The following is a 16,009-nucleotide window of genomic DNA, read 5'->3' on the forward strand; positions in this document are numbered from 1 at the left end:
GATTCTAGCATCTCGCACGGCGATCCTAGAGTACAGGTATCGCGTCGCACGACCCAACCTAATCGAAATCTATGCGTCGTTTCTTTCTGCTCTCAATTTTCGTGCTCGCTGCCTGCGCGGCGCCGGTTGCGCCAGAACCTACGGCGACGGCCACCCCACCCCCGACCCGTATCCCCACGTCAACCCCAACCACAGCGCAGAGCGAGCCGACCACTAACCGCTATTTTCCTGATCTGGCACGCGGTCGCACTACCGAAGGGTACCACTACCTTGGTAATCCTGACGCGCCGGTCACAATTATGGTCTATTCCGATTTCCTCTGCACTTCATGCGCGATCTATACACTTGATGTCGAACCTCGTCTGATCGAGGAGTTTGTGGCTACTGGCCAAGCAAAACTGGTCTACCGTCACCTTCTGCAATTAGGGGAACGGTCGCAAACACTGGCTGAAGCGAGCGAATGCGCCGCCGATCACGGCAAATTTTGGGAGTTGCGGCGTGAGCTGTACGCGCGGTACAATCAGCTGTACTTCAACACTCGCGAGACGGTAATTGATCTTGCCGCTGGTTTGGGCATACCAAAGGATGCTTTTACCGCCTGCCTCGATGCCCACACCTATAAAGCACAGGTGCAGGCCGATTACGCAGCCGCGATGGAAGAAGGTATCTACGCTCGACCAGTGTTTCGGATCGGTAATGAAACAATGGTAGGATCACAACGATTTGAGGCATTTGTGCAGGTGATCGAGCGCGCGGCGCAGCGGTGAGACATTGGTTGAGGAAGAACATGATGGCTCGTTCCCGTCCCATCTTGCCCTTAAGCGTGATTTTGGTAGGTTTGACTTTTGTCTTTTGGGTGTCGTTATCAACCTCGCCGAACGCATCACAGGCCCAGCCAAGTTGTGATGAGAAACCGGCTTATCCGGGGTGCATTGAAATACCGGTCAACTGTGGCTCGTATCCAGCGAATGTCTGCGATGTAACGAAGACAGCCATCATTACTACCCGCACTGCCGCCGCAGCACAGGCATTTACCCGAACCGCGCTAGCCAGTGGCCAACAAGGGCAACAATTCACTGCCACCCCGACGGCAACGGTTATTGTCACCGGATCGCCAACTTCATCAACTACTGCGATCGCCACCCCAACGGTAACACAACCACTCATAAACACCCAACCGCCAACGAATACCCCATTGCCCACCCCCTCCCCAACAACATCTATGGAACCAACCGCAACGGCAGCGGTGACTCTCCGTTGCGCTCCGGGGGATCTCCTTGAATTAACTGGCGAGGCAAACCCACAAACCGCGCTGTTAGTTCTGTTTGATGATCGTCCGGTAGGCGGCGGCGCGAGCGATCGCAGTGGTTCGTTCCACATTGTGCTCCGGATCGGCGACGAACGGCCCGGCGTCCACGACATCGTGGTGCGCGAGCGTGAACGGGCGGTTGTAGTGGCTGAATATGCGTGCCAGACCCCTCCCCCGCCTACCCCAACCCCGACCTTTGGCCCGATTCGGGTGACGGTGACACCGTAGGAGCGCCGTCTTGGCGGATTGTCTCCATAATCAATGCCAATGCCCGTTCGCGGGAACGGGTCAACATTTCGAGTTCGGTCAGGAGGAGATTGAGCCGGCGATAATCGCGCCGGATGGCCTGTTCGTCGGCTGAAGAGAGGCTAGGGCGAGCGGCGGCGAGCCACTCCTCAAACGAAGCGCGCCGGCCAAGCAGGTCAGGCGCGCCAAATTGGCTGAGACGCTGCCATAGATGTGCGGCACTGTCGGCCAGCAAACGCAAACTATCGATGGTCATAATGCCAGTGGTACCATAACTAGCGAGCTCATTCCACGTGCGTAACGCACCCTTCGTATGGTAGTTGGTAATCAATTCAATGCGGATCGGTCGCGAGATTGAGTTTCGCCTCTGGTATAATCGAAATAGAAATACTGGTAGGAAGCTATGCGTGAACCAATCTCTATTCAAGCAACCGAAACCGCCAACACCGGCGCTGTCCCTCGCCCAACCGAGCCGCCCCGTTTTCGCCCACGCGAGCGTTTTTTGCGGGTGTCGTCGTTCTTTCTCGGCGTTGTTATCCATATTTATATCTGGGATATCTTTCTCGCCCGCTTTGCCATCTTCCGCTGGTACGTTCAGCGCACGATGCTGCGGCGCTGGGTGAATATTGCCCGCCGCTTTCGCATGATGGCAGTGGAATTAGGCGGGATGCAGATCAAGCTCGGCCAGTTTCTCTCATCGCGGGCCGATATTATTCCTGATGTTGTGCGCCGTGAATTGACCGGCTTGCAGGATGAAGTACCGCCGGCCCCCGCCGGCCATGTGCTCGAAGTGATTCTGGAAGAGTTAGGCGCACCGCCGAGCGAGATCTTCCGCAGCTTCGAAACCAAATGCGTTGCGGCGGCTTCGTTGGGGCAAGTGCATTACGCGGTGCTCCACGATGGGCGCGAGGTGGCGGTGAAGGTGCAACGACCGTGGATCGATAAGATTATTGAGGTCGATCTGAGCGCGGTGACATGGGTGGTGCGCCTGATCAAGAACTATCCGCCGATCCGCCGCCGCGCCGATCTTGAGGCGTTATTAGCCGAGTTCGCCCGCGTGTTGGTGCAAGAATTGGATTACGTGCAAGAGGCGCGTTCGGCAGCGATCTTCCGCCAAAACTTCGCGAATCACCCCGGTATCTACATCCCTGAACCAATTTTCGAGCTGACGACGCGCCGTGTGCTGGTGATGGAGAGAATCAGCGGGATTAAGATTACCGATTTACATACGCTTGACCAATTAGGGGTCAGTCGGCTCGAACTGGCTGCCCGCCTCAATAACTGTTACCTCAAACAGTTCTTTATCGATGGCTTCTTCCATGCCGATCCCCATCCCGGCAATCTGTTCGTCCGGGTGGAAACCGGCCTTGCTGCAACCAAACCAGCGCCACCGCCAATGCCGGCTAGCGTCAATGGGCATGCTACGATTGAGACGCTTGAAGCGCAGTTGCCGATCGATCATGCGCCTGATGAAGTGCAAACCGGTACACCCTTCACGCTGATTTTTGTCGATTTTGGTATGGTAGGGCGGTTGCCGCCCCAGACTATGGAGATTATGCGGCAAGGCGTCTTGGGCTTAGCGACCAATGACGCCGACCGGCTATTGAATTGTCTTGAACAACTGAACGTGATCTTGCCCGGCGCTGACCGGCGACCGATCAAAGCAGCGATCGAGACGATGCTGCGCTATTCGTTCAACCGCACGGTGCGCGAGTTGACCAATCTCGATGTCGAGGCAATCATGGCCGAGACAAAGGACCTGATTTACGATCTGCCATTTCAAATCCCCCAAGACTTGCTATATCTGGGGCGAGCATTAAGCATGGTGGCCGGCTTAGCAACTGAAATCTATCCTGACATCAATCTCTTCCAAGAGTTACGCCCGTTTGCGCGGGCAATGCTTGCCCAAGAGCAGCGCAATGGCAATTGGATGGAGAAGTTGCAGCAAGAGTTGACCGAACTCGGCCAGATTCTGATCGGTCTGCCCCGCCAGATGGATGCGTACTACCGAGCGGCCAATCGGGGCGAATTGCAAACCCGCTCGGATCTGAGCCGGCTCGAACGCAGTATGAAACGGGTTGAACGAGCCACCGACCGGTTGATGGGCGGGATGCTGGCAACCGGTCTGTTCCTCGGCGGGGTGCAACTGCGTACCCGTGGCCTCGAACGCGAAGCGAACCGGGCATGGTGGGCGGCGGCGGCAGCGATCCTGTGGGCACTGTGGCCGCGTCAGGAGCGGTGGTGATCCATGTTCGCGGCGCGGGCTACGTCGATCCTATGGCTTCATAGGAGCGGATAAACACGGATTGGGATTGATGTTCACAGCTTAGGCTATCCGTGCCATCCGTGTGTATCCGTCTATTTCATTCTGAAGATCATTCCGCATGAACAACGACATCCGCTTTCCGGCCAATTTTTGGTGGGGCGCAACGACTGCTGCGTATCAGATCGAAGGGGCGTGGAACGAAGACGGTAAGGGTGAGAGTATCTGGGATCGTTTCGTGCGGCGGCCCGGCGTCATTGTTGATGGCAGCACCGGCGATGTGGCTTGTGACCACTATCACCGCTACGAAGAGGATCTCGACCACATGGCGGCGTTAGGGCTGAAGGCGTACCGCTTCAGCATCGCATGGCCGCGTATCTTTCCCTCTGGCGCCGGCCAACCCAATCAGCGCGGGCTTGATTTCTACCGGCGCTTGATTGATGGGTTGCACCAGCGCAATATTGTGCCGGTTGCTACCCTCTACCATTGGGATTTGCCACAGGCGCTAGAGGATCGCGGCGGCTGGACCAACCGCGATACGGCGTTGCGTTTCGCTGAATACGCTGATTATCTCTTTCGCCAGATTGGTGGCGAGGTCGCGCTATGGGCCACGCACAACGAACCGTTTATTCAGGCGTTCTACGGCTATGGCAATGGCGAAAACGCGCCGGGCAAGCGCATGCCGTGGCAGGTGCTCAAGGTGGTACATCACCTCTTGCTCTCACATGGGCTGGCGGTGAGCGCCTTTCGCGCTGCACGACCGCAACCGGCCCGCACTGATCTACCGCCGCCCCAGATTGGTATCGTCCTGATGATTTGGTCACATTACCCGGCCAGCGATCACCCTGCTGACCACAAAGCTACTCAGCGCATTGATGGAGTGATGAACCGGCTCTTCCTTGAACCACTCTTCTGCCGGCGCTACCCCGCCGATCTGATGGCCCACTTCGCCCGCCGGCTCATCTTTGCGCCGATCAAGCCCGGTGATCTGGATATTATCAGCCAGCCGATCGATTTTCTCGGCATTAATACCTACACCCGCCTGTTCCACGCCTTTAACTGGCGCGAACCATTTTTGATGGCTAAGCAGGTGCCGGGGCCGTTGCCTAAGACAGCAATGGGCTGGGAAATCTATCCCGATTGTATTGTCGAGGCCTTGCAAAAGGCGCGTGAATATACCTCCATCCCGCTGTACATTACCGAGAATGGGGCGGCGTTCGATGACCCTCCACCCGGGCCTGCTGATCAGGTAGTTGAAGACCCTGATCGCGTTGCGTACCTCCGTTCCCACATCGAGGCATGCCAACGTGCGCTGGCTGCCGGGATTGATCTGCGCGGCTATTTTGTCTGGACGCTGATGGACAACTTTGAATGGACCAAAGGGTTTAGCGCCCGGTTCGGTCTGATCTATACCGAGTACGCAACCCAACGTCGAGTGTGGAAGCGCAGCGCGCACGTGTACCGCGCTATTATCGCGCGCAATGGGTTGTGAAGCGCCGGTGCGCCAACATGCGCCACGATCAGCGTTATTTGTTGACCATTGGCCTGTTGAACGCCGGCCTGACGGTGGGTTGGTTGTTTGCCACCATCGCTTACGCTGAACGAGGGTACGGCAGCTACCGGATCGGGGTGCCATTGTTCGGCGATCTAACGCTGATCGGGCTGCTCAACAGCGGGCCAGTATTGGCTGGCGGAATCAGCGGGCCGTTCGCGTGGCAAGCGGTACGGCGGTGGGGCGCGCGCCCGGCGTTGCTGCTCGGTTGTTGGTTGCATAGCGCGGCATTGTTCGCACTGGCGCTGGCTCCGCTCAGCAGCGCAATCACCCCGGCAACAGCGTGGATACTGTTACTCGGCGTATCGCTGAGTGGGCCGGCTAGCGTGCTCTTTAATCTAGCCGGGCCGTCGCTGATGATGCAACTCAGCGGCGCCGATGGCCCTGACCGGCTCTTTGCCCGCAGCGCAGCCTTGAGCTTGATCATCGGCGGCATCGCCAATCTGCTTGCCGGCAGTTTGGCGACAGTGTGGCGGGTTGTGCTGGTCGAGAGCGATGCAATCGCGCCGTACCGGCTCAATGCTACGCTGAGCGCAGTGGTCGTCGCCCTCGCCGGGTTACCGTTGCTAGGACTGCGCCTCGCCTCGTCGCGATCACCGGCGCCAGCAACGATGATCCGCCGTGAGATCAGCGACCTCTGGCGCGCGCTTGCCAAAGCGATTATCTTCGCGCCGGGGCCATTGCTTATTTCGCTCGGCGCGGCGCTGTTCATTCCCTACCTCAGTCTCTTCTTCCGCCAACGCTTTACCGCCACCGATGCAGTTATCGGATTACTGTTTGCGCTGATCAGCCTAACTACCGGCCTTGCCACACTCATCGGCCCACACCTAGCGGCACGAGTTGGCCGCATGCAAGGCGTGGTGCTGACACAGGCGCTCGCCATTCCCTGCCTGATTGCGCTGGCCTTCGCGCCCACGTTGCCGGTAGCGGCCCTGATCGCGATGGTGCGCGGCGCACTGATGAATATGGCCACACCACTGTTTGAAGCGCATGCGCTGGCACAGACCCCACCCGAACACCATCCCACCGTGATCGGTCTCATCCGGGCTGCTGCGTCGGTGGGGTACATTGCCGGCCCCACCATCAGCGCCGAACTGCAAAGCGCCGTTGGCTTTACGCCGATCTTACTCATTGCGGCGCTGTGCTATACGCTGGCGGTGATGGTTAATGCTGTGATCTTTGTGTGGCGCGGCCAGCGTACATCCTAATGGCGCCGCACAGCCGTGCGGCACGACAGCGCGGTTATTTGCTTACCTGCACGAATTACAGGTATACTGGCAACAGATTGCCGTCATTCAACGATTGAGAGATACGCCATGCAACCACATCTGTTTACCCCGCTGACCATCGGCAGCGTAACCTTACGTAACCGGATCGGGATGTCGCCGATGTGCCAGTACAGTGCCGTCAATGGCTTCCCTACCGATTGGCATCTGATGCACCTCGGCGCGCGGGCAGCCGGCGGAGCAGGATTGATTATTCTCGAAGCGACCGCCGTCTCGCCTGAAGGTCGGATTTCGCCGTTTGATTTGGGCATCTGGAGCGATGATCACATTGACGCGCTCGCCCGGCTAGTCAAGCTGATCGAGAGTCTTGGCGCGGTGGCCGGCATTCAATTAGCCCACGCCGGGCGTAAAGCCAGCGTGGGCCGCCCGTGGGAAGGCGGCAAACCAATCTCGCCTGCTGCTGGCGGCTGGCCAGTAGTTGGCCCGACCGCTGAACCGTTTGCTACCAACTACCCTATTCCTACTCCGCTTGATACGGCCGGGATCGCCAAGGTTATCAACGATTTTGCCGCTGCCACCCGACGGGCACATGCAGCCGGTTTCCGCTGGATCGAGATCCACGCTGCGCACGGGTACCTGCTGCATAACTTTCTCTCACCGTTAGGCAACGACCGCAGCGACGAATACGGCGGCGACCTGCGCGGACGCGCCCGTCTGTTGCTTGAAGTGACTGACGCGGTGCGCGCAGCATGGCCGGCTGAATTGCCGCTGGCCGTGCGCCTCTCATGTAGTGATTGGACTCCAGAGGGGTTAACGATTACCGATACGATTGAGGTAGCGCGTATGCTGCGCGAACGCGGGGTTGACCTAATCGATTGCAGCTCCGGCGGGATCGCACCGGGCATTACCATCCCCGTTCGCGAAGGCTACCAAGTGCCGTTTGCGAGCGCCATCCGTCACGATACCCAGATTGCCACGGCTGCCGTCGGTTTGATTACCCGTCCTGAACACGCTGATGCGATTGTCCGCAACGGCGAAGCGGATCTGGTGCTGCTCGGTCGCGAACTCCTGCGCGACCCGCACTGGCCGTTACGTGCGGCGCGGGCGCTGGGGCACGACCTCGCGCCCCCGCCACAGTATTTGCGGGCGTGGTGAGACAGCAGTGCTACTATGTATGGCACGCATGACACGGCAAATCCGGCAGCGGCTCGTGACGATTGTCAATCTGATGCATACTGTGGCAGGTCGGGCAGCCAATCCGGCTCGGTGAACCGCGGTGGCAGTCGTTGCAGGTTGGGTTGAGCGGATGTGGCATCCGTACCTGTTGCGGGTGCAAATTGTGGCAATTGACGCAACCGAGAAACTGTTCTAACCTCGCTTCGCTCGCCACTGGCGGCACCGGAGTCGGTTCAGGCGCCGTCGTTGGGGTAGGCGGCGGCGTTGGTGTTGGCGCCGGCGATGGAGTGGCGGTAGGTGATAGCAGCGGCGTTGCCGTCGCCGGGACACCGGTTGGGGTGACGGTGAACGCCAGTGTAGGCGCGACCGTTGCCGAAGCTGTGGCCGTTATCTGCGGTGAAGGCGTGAATGTAGCGCTGGTCAGAGGCGACATTGTTGGCGTTGCTACTGTCGTAGGCGAGAACGCTGGCGTTACGGTCGCTGTGGGCGCGAGGGTGAGCGTCGCGGTCATCGTGTAGAACAACGTAGGTGATACGGTTGGTGTGGAAGTGGGCGATAGGAAAGGGGCTGACATGACTGCCTCGCCGGCGACTTCTACCGCCTGTTGTTGCAGCAGAAAATCAACCAACGCCGCAATTTGCTCGTCCGGCAATAGGTTGCCGTAATCGTCGCCGACCACTGCGCGCACAATCCCCGCTTGGTGGCCGGGAACGATAAATTCATCATGCGAACGGATCGACCGCTCGAGATATTCCCGTCCGCTCACGCCGGGTATGCGCTCACCGCCCCTCTGGCCAATCCCGGCTAAGTTAGGTCCAACTCCCGCCCGCCCGCTTGCATCAAGGGTATGGCAGGTTATGCACGGCACGCCACCGGCCAACGGCGCGCGGCCAAAGAAGAGGTCAGCACCGCTAATAGGCGTCACAACGGTAGGCGTTGGCGGAAGCGATTGCTGCGAAACGCAACCACTGACAACACCGACAAGCATGACGCCGGTAAGTAGCAACGCTGACCATAGTGGCAACCTGCTCATAAGCACCTCTCCTAACGCAACCCATCCCATCTGACAAGAAGACAGAGCGCAGTGCGCACATAGGTCACACTGCGCTTACCAGCAGCCAATTGCCAATCTTGTGCCTGAGCGCCTACGTTCCAATAATGCCGCTATCAAACCGCTGCACGGTGATCACGCTCGGTCGCGGCAAACCTTGCCGGTCAGGCCACGTGCTGCTCGGGTTCTCGAAGGTGCTGCCCTCACCGGGGTGCTGAATGGCAAGGAAGAGCGTGCGATTGTCGGGAGTGAACTCTGGCCCGCACACCTCGCTGCCAGCCACCGACGAGAAGAACTGTTGCAGATTACCGCGTTGCGCACCACTCACCGGCACCGCGAACAAACCATCGTTGAACTTGATCGCGCGCGGCGCGCCGTCGGTCGCAATCCAGAGGTTGCCCTGATTATCGAAGGCCACATTGTCGGGCGCACCAATTGGCGAGACCTTGCTCTTGTCAAAGCCGGCAAAGTAGGTATCCGGTTGGGAAGGAAGCCCGGCGAGAATGAAGATCTCCCAGCGGAAGGTCGTAGCGGCGTGATCATCGTTGCGTTCGGTCAGCTCGATGATGTGGCCCCACGCATTGTTAGGCCGCGGATTAGCCGCATCAGGACCGGGCTGACCGCTTGCTCCACGGCGGGTGTTATTGGTGAGGGCGATATAGACCTTCTTGTTAACCGGGTTGGTCTCAACATCCTCCGGTCGATCCATCTTCGTCGCACCCACCAAGTCAGCGGCCAAGCGGGTATTGATCAACACATCACCCTGCGAGCGAAAGCCGTTTTCCGGCGTTAGCGGGCCTTGGCCAAACACCAGCGGCAACCACTCACCAGTGCCATCAGGATTAAACTTCGCCACATAGAGCACGCCATCGTCAAGCAAGTTCATGTTCGCTTCACGGTTGCGCGGGTTAAACTTGCCGTTGGTGACAAACTTATAGACATACTCAAACTGGGCATCGTCACCCTGATAGCCGACCACGCGCCCATCACGCGTCACCACAAACGTTGCCCCCTCGTGGCGGAAGCGACCAAGTGCCGTGCGCTTAATGACTGGCTTCAACGGATCGTAGGGGTCGATCTCGACACACCAGCCATGCCGGAAGCCCTCATTCGGCTCTTGAGCAATATCGAACCGGCTATGGAACCGCTCCCACTTACGCTCCGACTCACCAGCCGGCATACCATACCGGCGATGCACCGCATAGCGTGGATCGTTCCGATCAAGACCATTGAGATTGGCAAAATACTGATGGAAGTTCTCTTCCCCGCTGACCACCGTGCCCCACGGCGTCTTACCGCCAGCGCAGTTGTTAAGGGTGCCAAGAATGGCATCAGCTCCGGGATCGGCACTGGTGCGCATCCATGGGTGATCGGCAGCCGGCCCGCTCAAGCGGGTTGCGCTGAAACCACTCACCCGTCGGTTATAACGTGAATTGCGCACGTAGCTCCACGTACCGTCAGGCGCGCGCACCACTTCGACCACCGACATACCGTGAGCGGCAATGCCGACATCCACCTGATTGCGAGTCGGATTCTTATCATCGTACTTCGGGAACATCAACTCTTCGTTGGTGTACTCGTGATTGACCACAAGTAGACCACGATTCGAGGCATTGGAACCGTAGGGCAGCGGCAAGAAGCCGATAAAGTCACAGTTATAACCAAACTGCTTGACCTGCGCTTCCGGTGTCTGTAACCAGACATCGAAATCGGGCGCATCAGCACTCAAGGGCTCACCCCAACGGATCAGGGTGCGCGCATAATAACCATCCGGCACCACCACATCATCAAAGTTCGGATCAGTAGGCTTTACCGCCTTAAACTTCAACCCCGGATTGGCCGCTAAGGCCTCTTCGGCCGCGGTCAGATTTGATCCGATTAAGACAAGCGAACCACCTAGTGCTAGGGTCTTCAGCATACCGCGCCGTGAAATGCGCAGCGCCAACACCTCTTCCAGTGTCTGGCCGATACCAGCCTGCGAGCGCACAACCCATTTGTCTTTCTCATCACGACCACCCATAGTCTGAAAACCTCCTTGCAATGCAGAAAATTAAGAGTATCCGCGAACATCAGACAAGGATGCTGAGTTGTGATGTATACGTCTTGAGCAGCCGTGATTATATGGAATGTTTATAAACAAGAATTGGTGTAAATATGAAACGAGAGTTAAGCAAAAATGATCATGGCATAACACGCTCGAGGTTGGCGAGGGATGGAAACAAATAACGCCGCTCTCTGCGATGAGAGAGCGGCGCAAGAAGAGACAGATGGGATCAGGGTTTCAACACCCCACGGCCCGCGCCAATTCCGGCCTGAGCGCAGCATTGGCCGGATCAAGCCGGGCCATCACCCGTTGCACCATCCGGAAATCGTAGGCGATTTGGAGGTTGCGCGCCGGATCGGCGGCAAACAGGCCATTACCGTAGCGATCGAAGCTATTGGCCAAAAACAGCCACATATCGCTATCGAGGGTAGTATCAGGCGCGAGGCCATACCAGCGTAGAAAGCCGGCAATCTGCGCCGAGGGGCTCAATTGCGGCAACTGCGGCCCGCCGAACACCGCGCGCAATCGATCACGGGCTTCGACCACATCACGGACAGAGTCGCGGATCATAGCTCGTTGCAAGCCTACCGGCGGCGGCGGCAATTGGGGCGGCTGCCGCCGGTAGGCAGTGACATTGACCTGATGGGCATAGGCCAATAGTTGCGCATCGCGCACCGACAATTGATTGGGTTGGTGAAATGTGGCAATGAACAACACATTCGGCAGCGCGGCTACCGGCTTAGCAGCGACCGGCAACAGGTGCAGCCGTTCGTGCAAGTAATGGAACAACTCATCGGGGGCCAAACCATCAAACAAGACAAAGTAGAGCTTGCCGGCGCCTTGCGGCGATTGCGCTTCGCTCAGCACCTCACTCAACTGGCTATCGCCGAAGCGGGTGTGGAGATCACGGTAGTAATCACGCTGGCCGCTCTGCGCCGTCCACTGCGCTGAACCAATGCGAACAAACTGGCCGGGGGCGACACCGATCAGCGCTGCTACCAGATGCTGCACTAATGCCGCTTTACCGGCCCCAGCCCTTCCACTCAGCACCACACATGGATAGGTCTTGAGCGAAACGTACACAGCGGTCAACAAACGAGCTTCGGTTGGGTCAGCATCAATATGCAATCGCCGGATCGTCTCGCGCTCCGCGCTCGGCATATCTTCCTGTCCCCATCCAGCCAGTGCTGGCGCCTGCCCGCTCGCAGGCAAGGCCAACCCCCAGCGGCCCCCTTTGGCCTCGCCGCGAGCGCCATTGCTTGCGGCATGGAAGTTGTAAGCAATCATAGTGGTTCACCCGAAACGAATATCCGACATATCACCGACATTCAACTCTTGGCTAACACCGCTCACATGGGCTCGATCACCGATTAAGCTGCGGGTGATAATGACCGATTGGATCTGCGCGCCGGCATTGATAATTGAGTCGCGCACAATGGCCTGCCGCACCGCTGCACCGTCGGCGATCGAGACATACGGCCCGACTACCGCCTCTTCAATCACTGCCGTTGGCGCAATATTGACCGGCGGAATGATCACCGCATTAGGATACTCGGCGACGCGATTATGGCCATGTTCGAGCAGATAACGATTGGTATCGAGCAGCGACTCAATCGTGCCGCAATCTCGCCAGACCCGCACCTTCTCGGCATGCAGCTCTTCGCCGCGGTCAATCATCACTTGCAGCGCATCGGCCAAATAGAATTCCCCCTTGGTCTGAATATTATTCTCCATGATGTAGTCGATCGCCGACATCAACCGGCTGGCTTCCGGCACATAATAGAACCCGGCTACAGCCAGATTGGAAATCGGCTCGCTCGGCTTCTCGACCAGCCGCACGATCCGGCCTTGTTCAACCACTACTACACCAAACCGGCGGGGATCATCGACCTCTTTGCAGTAAATGATGCCGTAATTGGGATGCTCGTTGAGCCGTTCAATATCAAACTCAAGCAAGCCATCGCCAAACACGATCAAGAGCGGACCAGTCAATTCACGGGCTAATGCGATTGCATCAGCTTGGCCACGCATCACCTTTTGCTCAAGAAAGCGCATCGGGTACGAATAATTGGCCCGCATAAACTCTTCGATCTGGTTGCCGAGATAACCGACCACACAGATCAGCTCCTCGATGTGCAGGGGAGCTAGATAGTCAATAATGTGCGCCAATACCGTCTTGCCGGCGACGCTGACTAATGGCTTAGGGCGAACAAAGGTATGCGGACGCAAGCGTGTGCCCAAACCGGCTGTCAGGATCATCACGCGCATAGCTTAGCTCCTTGACCCGCAGCCGCAACTGCTGCAACTGCACCCGCTGTCGCTCATCGTCGCGGCTACTGCTGGGGCTGAAGCTTCGCCACGGCTATGCGTAGCAAAAAGCGACAACCGGCGCTGAACACGGGTGCTCTGGCAGAAGGGGCAGACAATATGCTGATCAGCCGCGTTCATAGGCAGCAAGCGTTCGAACTGGCGCGCACAATCCAAGCAGCCATATTCGTACATCGGCATACATTCACCTCATAACGTCAGGGGGAAGAATGCGGGCGGACACGGCCCATCCGCATTATACCACGGCGGTTTGCCTGCTTGAATAACGGTTTGCTTATCTTCACGATGAGAGGACGCAAACATCGACAATCTTCGAGGAATCACACCTGCGGTACGTCCTTCGTGTTAAACATTTTGCCACCTTACGAGAGGATGTTACCGTGTTCAGGGGCAAGTTCAACACGTCCCCCCATGCCCGCTATCAGCGTAGTTCAGGTAACTCTATCGGGTCTTCACGTGGCTCACAGAGACCGCAAAAGAGCGCACGTGAAGTGATAATCGCTTTGTGGATGCCCTTCCGATCTGCGTACAAGGCAACAATATGCGGCATCTCTTGGGCGTGATCGCGACAGACCGCTCGTCCGCAAAAGATACAGACGCCGTGCGCAGGCCGGTTACAGTGCCAACAGTTCATAGTTGTCTCCGACGTGCAGAAGGGAAGGGTACCTACGTTATCAAGGGTAGCATGGGTAGATGTGGAGGCGCGTTGTCAGCGTCTCGCCGATCGTTTTCCCTCTCCTCCTTCTGGTTGGGAAAGAAGGAGGAGAGGTTCGAACGGCTCGAGCAATGCCATTGAAGAGCTGGCTAACAATCCCCATCTAGTAAAGCTCAACGAGCAACATAGGGCATCCAAACCCGCGGTACGCTGAGCGCGATCGGTGCTTCCAGCAGTTGGTTTGTGATAGTGACCGAACTATTCACAATCTCTACCGTATTAGTCAACGAACCACTCACTTGGCTCGGATTGACCGTTACTCGGAAGAGCAAGGCTAGACGACCGATGGCAGTACCACTTTGTGCCGGCACCGTACGGTTGTTCCATGTCAACACCGTGCGCCCGCCTGTAGTGCTGATTGCTGGCGCCGGCCCACTGAGCATGGCGTCGAATCTCACCCCTGCCGGCAACACATCACGCAACGAGATGGTAAAGGCATTATCGGTTGGGTTTACGACCTCAATATGGTAGAGGAAGGTCGGATTCGGATCTCCCGGATTAACCGACGGCAGCGTCTTGATGTTCGCCGTTTTGGCAACTGCCGGCCCATCGACACAGATGCGCACGGTTGGGTCAACCTCGCCATCGGTACGCGGAATGATCCCGTCAGGGCTGGTTACCTCAGCATTCGTTCCCTGATCACTCCAGACCTGCCCGACCTGCAACCAGATCGCTAGCGGCAATTCGCTGACATTACCGCTGGTCGGTTTGGGTGGCACCGTCAAGTTACGCCACACCAATTGGGTCGAGCCGGCCTGCGCACCGGTGGTGATTGGGATCACACTATCAGGCGCCGGCATACCGGTATCGGGCCGCAAATAGGTAAGCCCGATAGGCAAGGTTAGCGTGACCACAGTATTGCGATAGGGAATAACATTGGTATTAAGCATTGTTAGCGTGTAAAGCCGCTCTTCACCGGATACGGCGCACTCGGTAATCCGTTCGATCCGTGGCGTATATGTGTGGAGCGGCTGAGTAGCTACTTCTTCCCTCGCAACATCATACGCTTGATTGTCGACAGTGTACGAAACACAACGATTGAGACTACGGCAGGTTGCCGACAGTAGATTGTCAGCCGTTGCCCGCGCGTAGACTTTCTCAATGCTGATGATATCAGCCGCGGCAGCACGGAAGAGAATATCGACTTTGCCACCGGCCGGGATCGGTGCTACGTTCCAACGCACTTCAGTGCGACCATCGGGCAACGAACGCTGGCCGGCAAATGCGTACAGCGAGCTATTGACCGTCTCGCTGTAGAGGAAGCGTGGCGGTAAGTAAGCGTAGGCGCTTACGCCATTGAGTGGGGCACTCGTATTGAGGTTTCTCACCGTTATTGTGAAGAGACCGCGATCACGCAAGCCCAAGGTCTTTCGATCGACCTTAATCTCGTAATCGAGCCGGTTGAGGTTGCTGCCACAACGATAATCAATCACCGCTTCAATCGGCGGACGAGGTGAGACCCGCGTCGTTCGACCGGTGGTTGCGTCGAAGAAATCATACCCTACCCTATTTTTGTATTCACCGGTGATACACGGTGGGTTAAAGAGCGTGCGAATACGCACCGTGTAGGTCTGACCGGGAGCAATGGCAAGGGTTGGCCACGCCCATGTGTCGCCGCTAATATCGGGGGTTTGCTTGCCGGCCGGCAAATTGGTAGCGACAACATTCTGAAATGCCAGCGCAGACGGTGCAAAATCAACCAGACTGGCGGTGTAGGTGGTGGTCGTCTCAGCGTTGGTGATCACTAAGGTAAAGTAAAGCTCTTGTCCACCCGTCGGGACGGGGCCATTGACAGTCTTAGTCGTACCTTGATTGACCCCGTTGGCATCACTAAAGAACTTGCTGACTTGAATGTTCGGGGTAATACGCACACAAGCTCTCGCGCTCGTGAAGTTAATCTCTTCACCCGGCTGCCCGGTATTAGGATTGATAAGTGCATTCATCATACTCTGCTGATCGAGGTCGTTGCAATAGGTACGAGTTTGCAACTGACCGCGAGTAATGACGTTATAGCGGATATAACGTGTCTCACCCGGCGCAAGGGTAATATCTGACCAGATCAAGGTTATGCGCTCAAGCGTCCCCACTGTCGTCGAGCT

General features: G+C 57.5%; 13 protein-coding genes. 6 read left to right on the forward strand and 7 right to left on the reverse strand.

Features of this window, described 5'->3' with window-relative positions:
- Positions 1 to 71: 71 nt before the first annotated feature.
- Both Q1A00_RS16305 and Q1A00_RS16310 read left to right on the forward strand, forming a co-directional pair.
- Positions 72 to 767 carry an Rcas_1661 family thioredoxin-like (seleno)lipoprotein gene (locus Q1A00_RS16305; RefSeq protein ID WP_298406253.1) on the forward strand — a complete coding sequence of 232 codons (696 nt, stop codon included), beginning with the start codon at positions 72 to 74 and terminating at the stop codon, positions 765 to 767.
- Positions 768 to 787: 20 nt separating this feature from the next.
- Positions 788 to 1,537, forward strand: coding sequence for a hypothetical protein (locus tag Q1A00_RS16310; RefSeq protein ID WP_298406255.1), 750 nt, complete (start codon positions 788 to 790; stop codon positions 1,535 to 1,537).
- On the opposite strand, the gene Q1A00_RS16315 is transcribed toward Q1A00_RS16310, so the two are convergent.
- The gene (locus Q1A00_RS16315; protein WP_298406256.1) at positions 1,488 to 1,811 is read right to left on the reverse strand and encodes a hypothetical protein; all 324 of its coding nucleotides are present in this window, start codon (positions 1,809 to 1,811) and stop codon (positions 1,488 to 1,490) included. The genes Q1A00_RS16310 and Q1A00_RS16315 overlap by 50 nt on opposite strands.
- 147 nt (positions 1,812 to 1,958) lie before the next feature.
- On the opposite strand from Q1A00_RS16315, the gene Q1A00_RS16320 reads away from it, so the two are divergent.
- The 4 genes from Q1A00_RS16320 to Q1A00_RS16335 all read left to right on the forward strand — a co-directional run bounded on the left by Q1A00_RS16320 (position 1,959) and on the right by Q1A00_RS16335 (position 7,751).
- A complete protein-coding gene (locus tag Q1A00_RS16320) occupies positions 1,959 to 3,800 on the forward strand; it encodes an AarF/UbiB family protein (protein WP_298406257.1) in 1,842 nt (613 codons plus the stop codon).
- Positions 3,801 to 3,939: 139 nt separating this feature from the next.
- A complete protein-coding gene (locus Q1A00_RS16325) occupies positions 3,940 to 5,310 on the forward strand; it encodes a GH1 family beta-glucosidase (RefSeq protein ID WP_298406258.1) in 1,371 nt (456 codons plus the stop codon).
- A 17-nt stretch (positions 5,311 to 5,327) separates the two neighbouring features.
- The gene (locus Q1A00_RS16330) at positions 5,328 to 6,578 is read left to right on the forward strand and encodes an MFS transporter (RefSeq protein WP_299757845.1); all 1,251 of its coding nucleotides are present in this window, start codon (positions 5,328 to 5,330) and stop codon (positions 6,576 to 6,578) included.
- Between the two features lie 108 nt (positions 6,579 to 6,686).
- Positions 6,687 to 7,751: an NADH:flavin oxidoreductase/NADH oxidase gene (locus Q1A00_RS16335; protein WP_299757848.1), complete on the forward strand. Its 1,065-nt coding sequence runs from the start codon at positions 6,687 to 6,689 to the stop codon at positions 7,749 to 7,751.
- A 13-nt stretch (positions 7,752 to 7,764) separates the two neighbouring features.
- On the opposite strand, the gene Q1A00_RS16340 is transcribed toward Q1A00_RS16335, so the two are convergent.
- The 6 genes from Q1A00_RS16340 to Q1A00_RS16365 all read right to left on the reverse strand — a co-directional run.
- Positions 7,765 to 8,805: a c-type cytochrome gene (locus tag Q1A00_RS16340; RefSeq protein WP_299757851.1), complete on the reverse strand. Its 1,041-nt coding sequence runs from the start codon at positions 8,803 to 8,805 to the stop codon at positions 7,765 to 7,767.
- A gap of 112 nt (positions 8,806 to 8,917) precedes the next feature.
- Positions 8,918 to 10,843 (reverse strand): PhoX family phosphatase, encoded by a 1,926-nt coding sequence (locus Q1A00_RS16345; RefSeq protein WP_298406263.1) that lies wholly within the window; start codon positions 10,841 to 10,843, stop codon positions 8,918 to 8,920.
- A gap of 261 nt (positions 10,844 to 11,104) precedes the next feature.
- Entirely contained in the window at positions 11,105 to 12,154 is a 1,050-nt protein-coding gene (locus Q1A00_RS16350) for a hypothetical protein (RefSeq protein ID WP_298406265.1), read from the reverse strand.
- A gap of 6 nt (positions 12,155 to 12,160) precedes the next feature.
- Positions 12,161 to 13,135: a sugar phosphate nucleotidyltransferase gene (locus tag Q1A00_RS16355; RefSeq protein ID WP_299645101.1), complete on the reverse strand. Its 975-nt coding sequence runs from the start codon at positions 13,133 to 13,135 to the stop codon at positions 12,161 to 12,163.
- A gap of 3 nt (positions 13,136 to 13,138) precedes the next feature.
- Positions 13,139 to 13,375: a zinc ribbon domain-containing protein gene (locus tag Q1A00_RS16360; RefSeq protein WP_366917435.1), complete on the reverse strand. Its 237-nt coding sequence runs from the start codon at positions 13,373 to 13,375 to the stop codon at positions 13,139 to 13,141.
- A 648-nt stretch (positions 13,376 to 14,023) separates the two neighbouring features.
- A partial coding sequence (locus Q1A00_RS16365; protein ID WP_299757855.1) for a DUF11 domain-containing protein occupies positions 14,024 to 16,009 on the reverse strand: 1,986 nt, incomplete at its 5' end.

It is taken from the genome of uncultured Chloroflexus sp. (assembly GCF_938091255.1).
Classification (GTDB): Bacteria; Chloroflexota; Chloroflexia; order Chloroflexales; family Chloroflexaceae; genus Chloroflexus.

Coding starts and splice junctions, on each gene's coding strand:
- Q1A00_RS16305 (WP_298406253.1), top strand. CDS start 72: ATGCGTCGTTTCTTTCTGCTCTCAATTTTCGTGCTCGCTGCCTGCGCG.
- Q1A00_RS16340 (WP_299757851.1), bottom strand. CDS start 8,805: ATGAGCAGGTTGCCACTATGGTCAGCGTTGCTACTTACCGGCGTCATG.
- Q1A00_RS16360 (WP_366917435.1), bottom strand. CDS start 13,375: ATGCCGATGTACGAATATGGCTGCTTGGATTGTGCGCGCCAGTTCGAA.
- Q1A00_RS16335 (WP_299757848.1), top strand. CDS start 6,687: ATGCAACCACATCTGTTTACCCCGCTGACCATCGGCAGCGTAACCTTA.
- Q1A00_RS16325 (WP_298406258.1), top strand. CDS start 3,940: ATGAACAACGACATCCGCTTTCCGGCCAATTTTTGGTGGGGCGCAACG.
- Q1A00_RS16350 (WP_298406265.1), bottom strand. CDS start 12,154: ATGATTGCTTACAACTTCCATGCCGCAAGCAATGGCGCTCGCGGCGAG.
- Q1A00_RS16315 (WP_298406256.1), bottom strand. CDS start 1,811: ATGACCATCGATAGTTTGCGTTTGCTGGCCGACAGTGCCGCACATCTA.
- Q1A00_RS16330 (WP_299757845.1), top strand. CDS start 5,328: ATGCGCCACGATCAGCGTTATTTGTTGACCATTGGCCTGTTGAACGCC.
- Q1A00_RS16355 (WP_299645101.1), bottom strand. CDS start 13,135: ATGCGCGTGATGATCCTGACAGCCGGTTTGGGCACACGCTTGCGTCCG.
- Q1A00_RS16310 (WP_298406255.1), top strand. CDS start 788: ATGATGGCTCGTTCCCGTCCCATCTTGCCCTTAAGCGTGATTTTGGTA.
- Q1A00_RS16345 (WP_298406263.1), bottom strand. CDS start 10,843: ATGGGTGGTCGTGATGAGAAAGACAAATGGGTTGTGCGCTCGCAGGCT.
- Q1A00_RS16320 (WP_298406257.1), top strand. CDS start 1,959: ATGCGTGAACCAATCTCTATTCAAGCAACCGAAACCGCCAACACCGGC.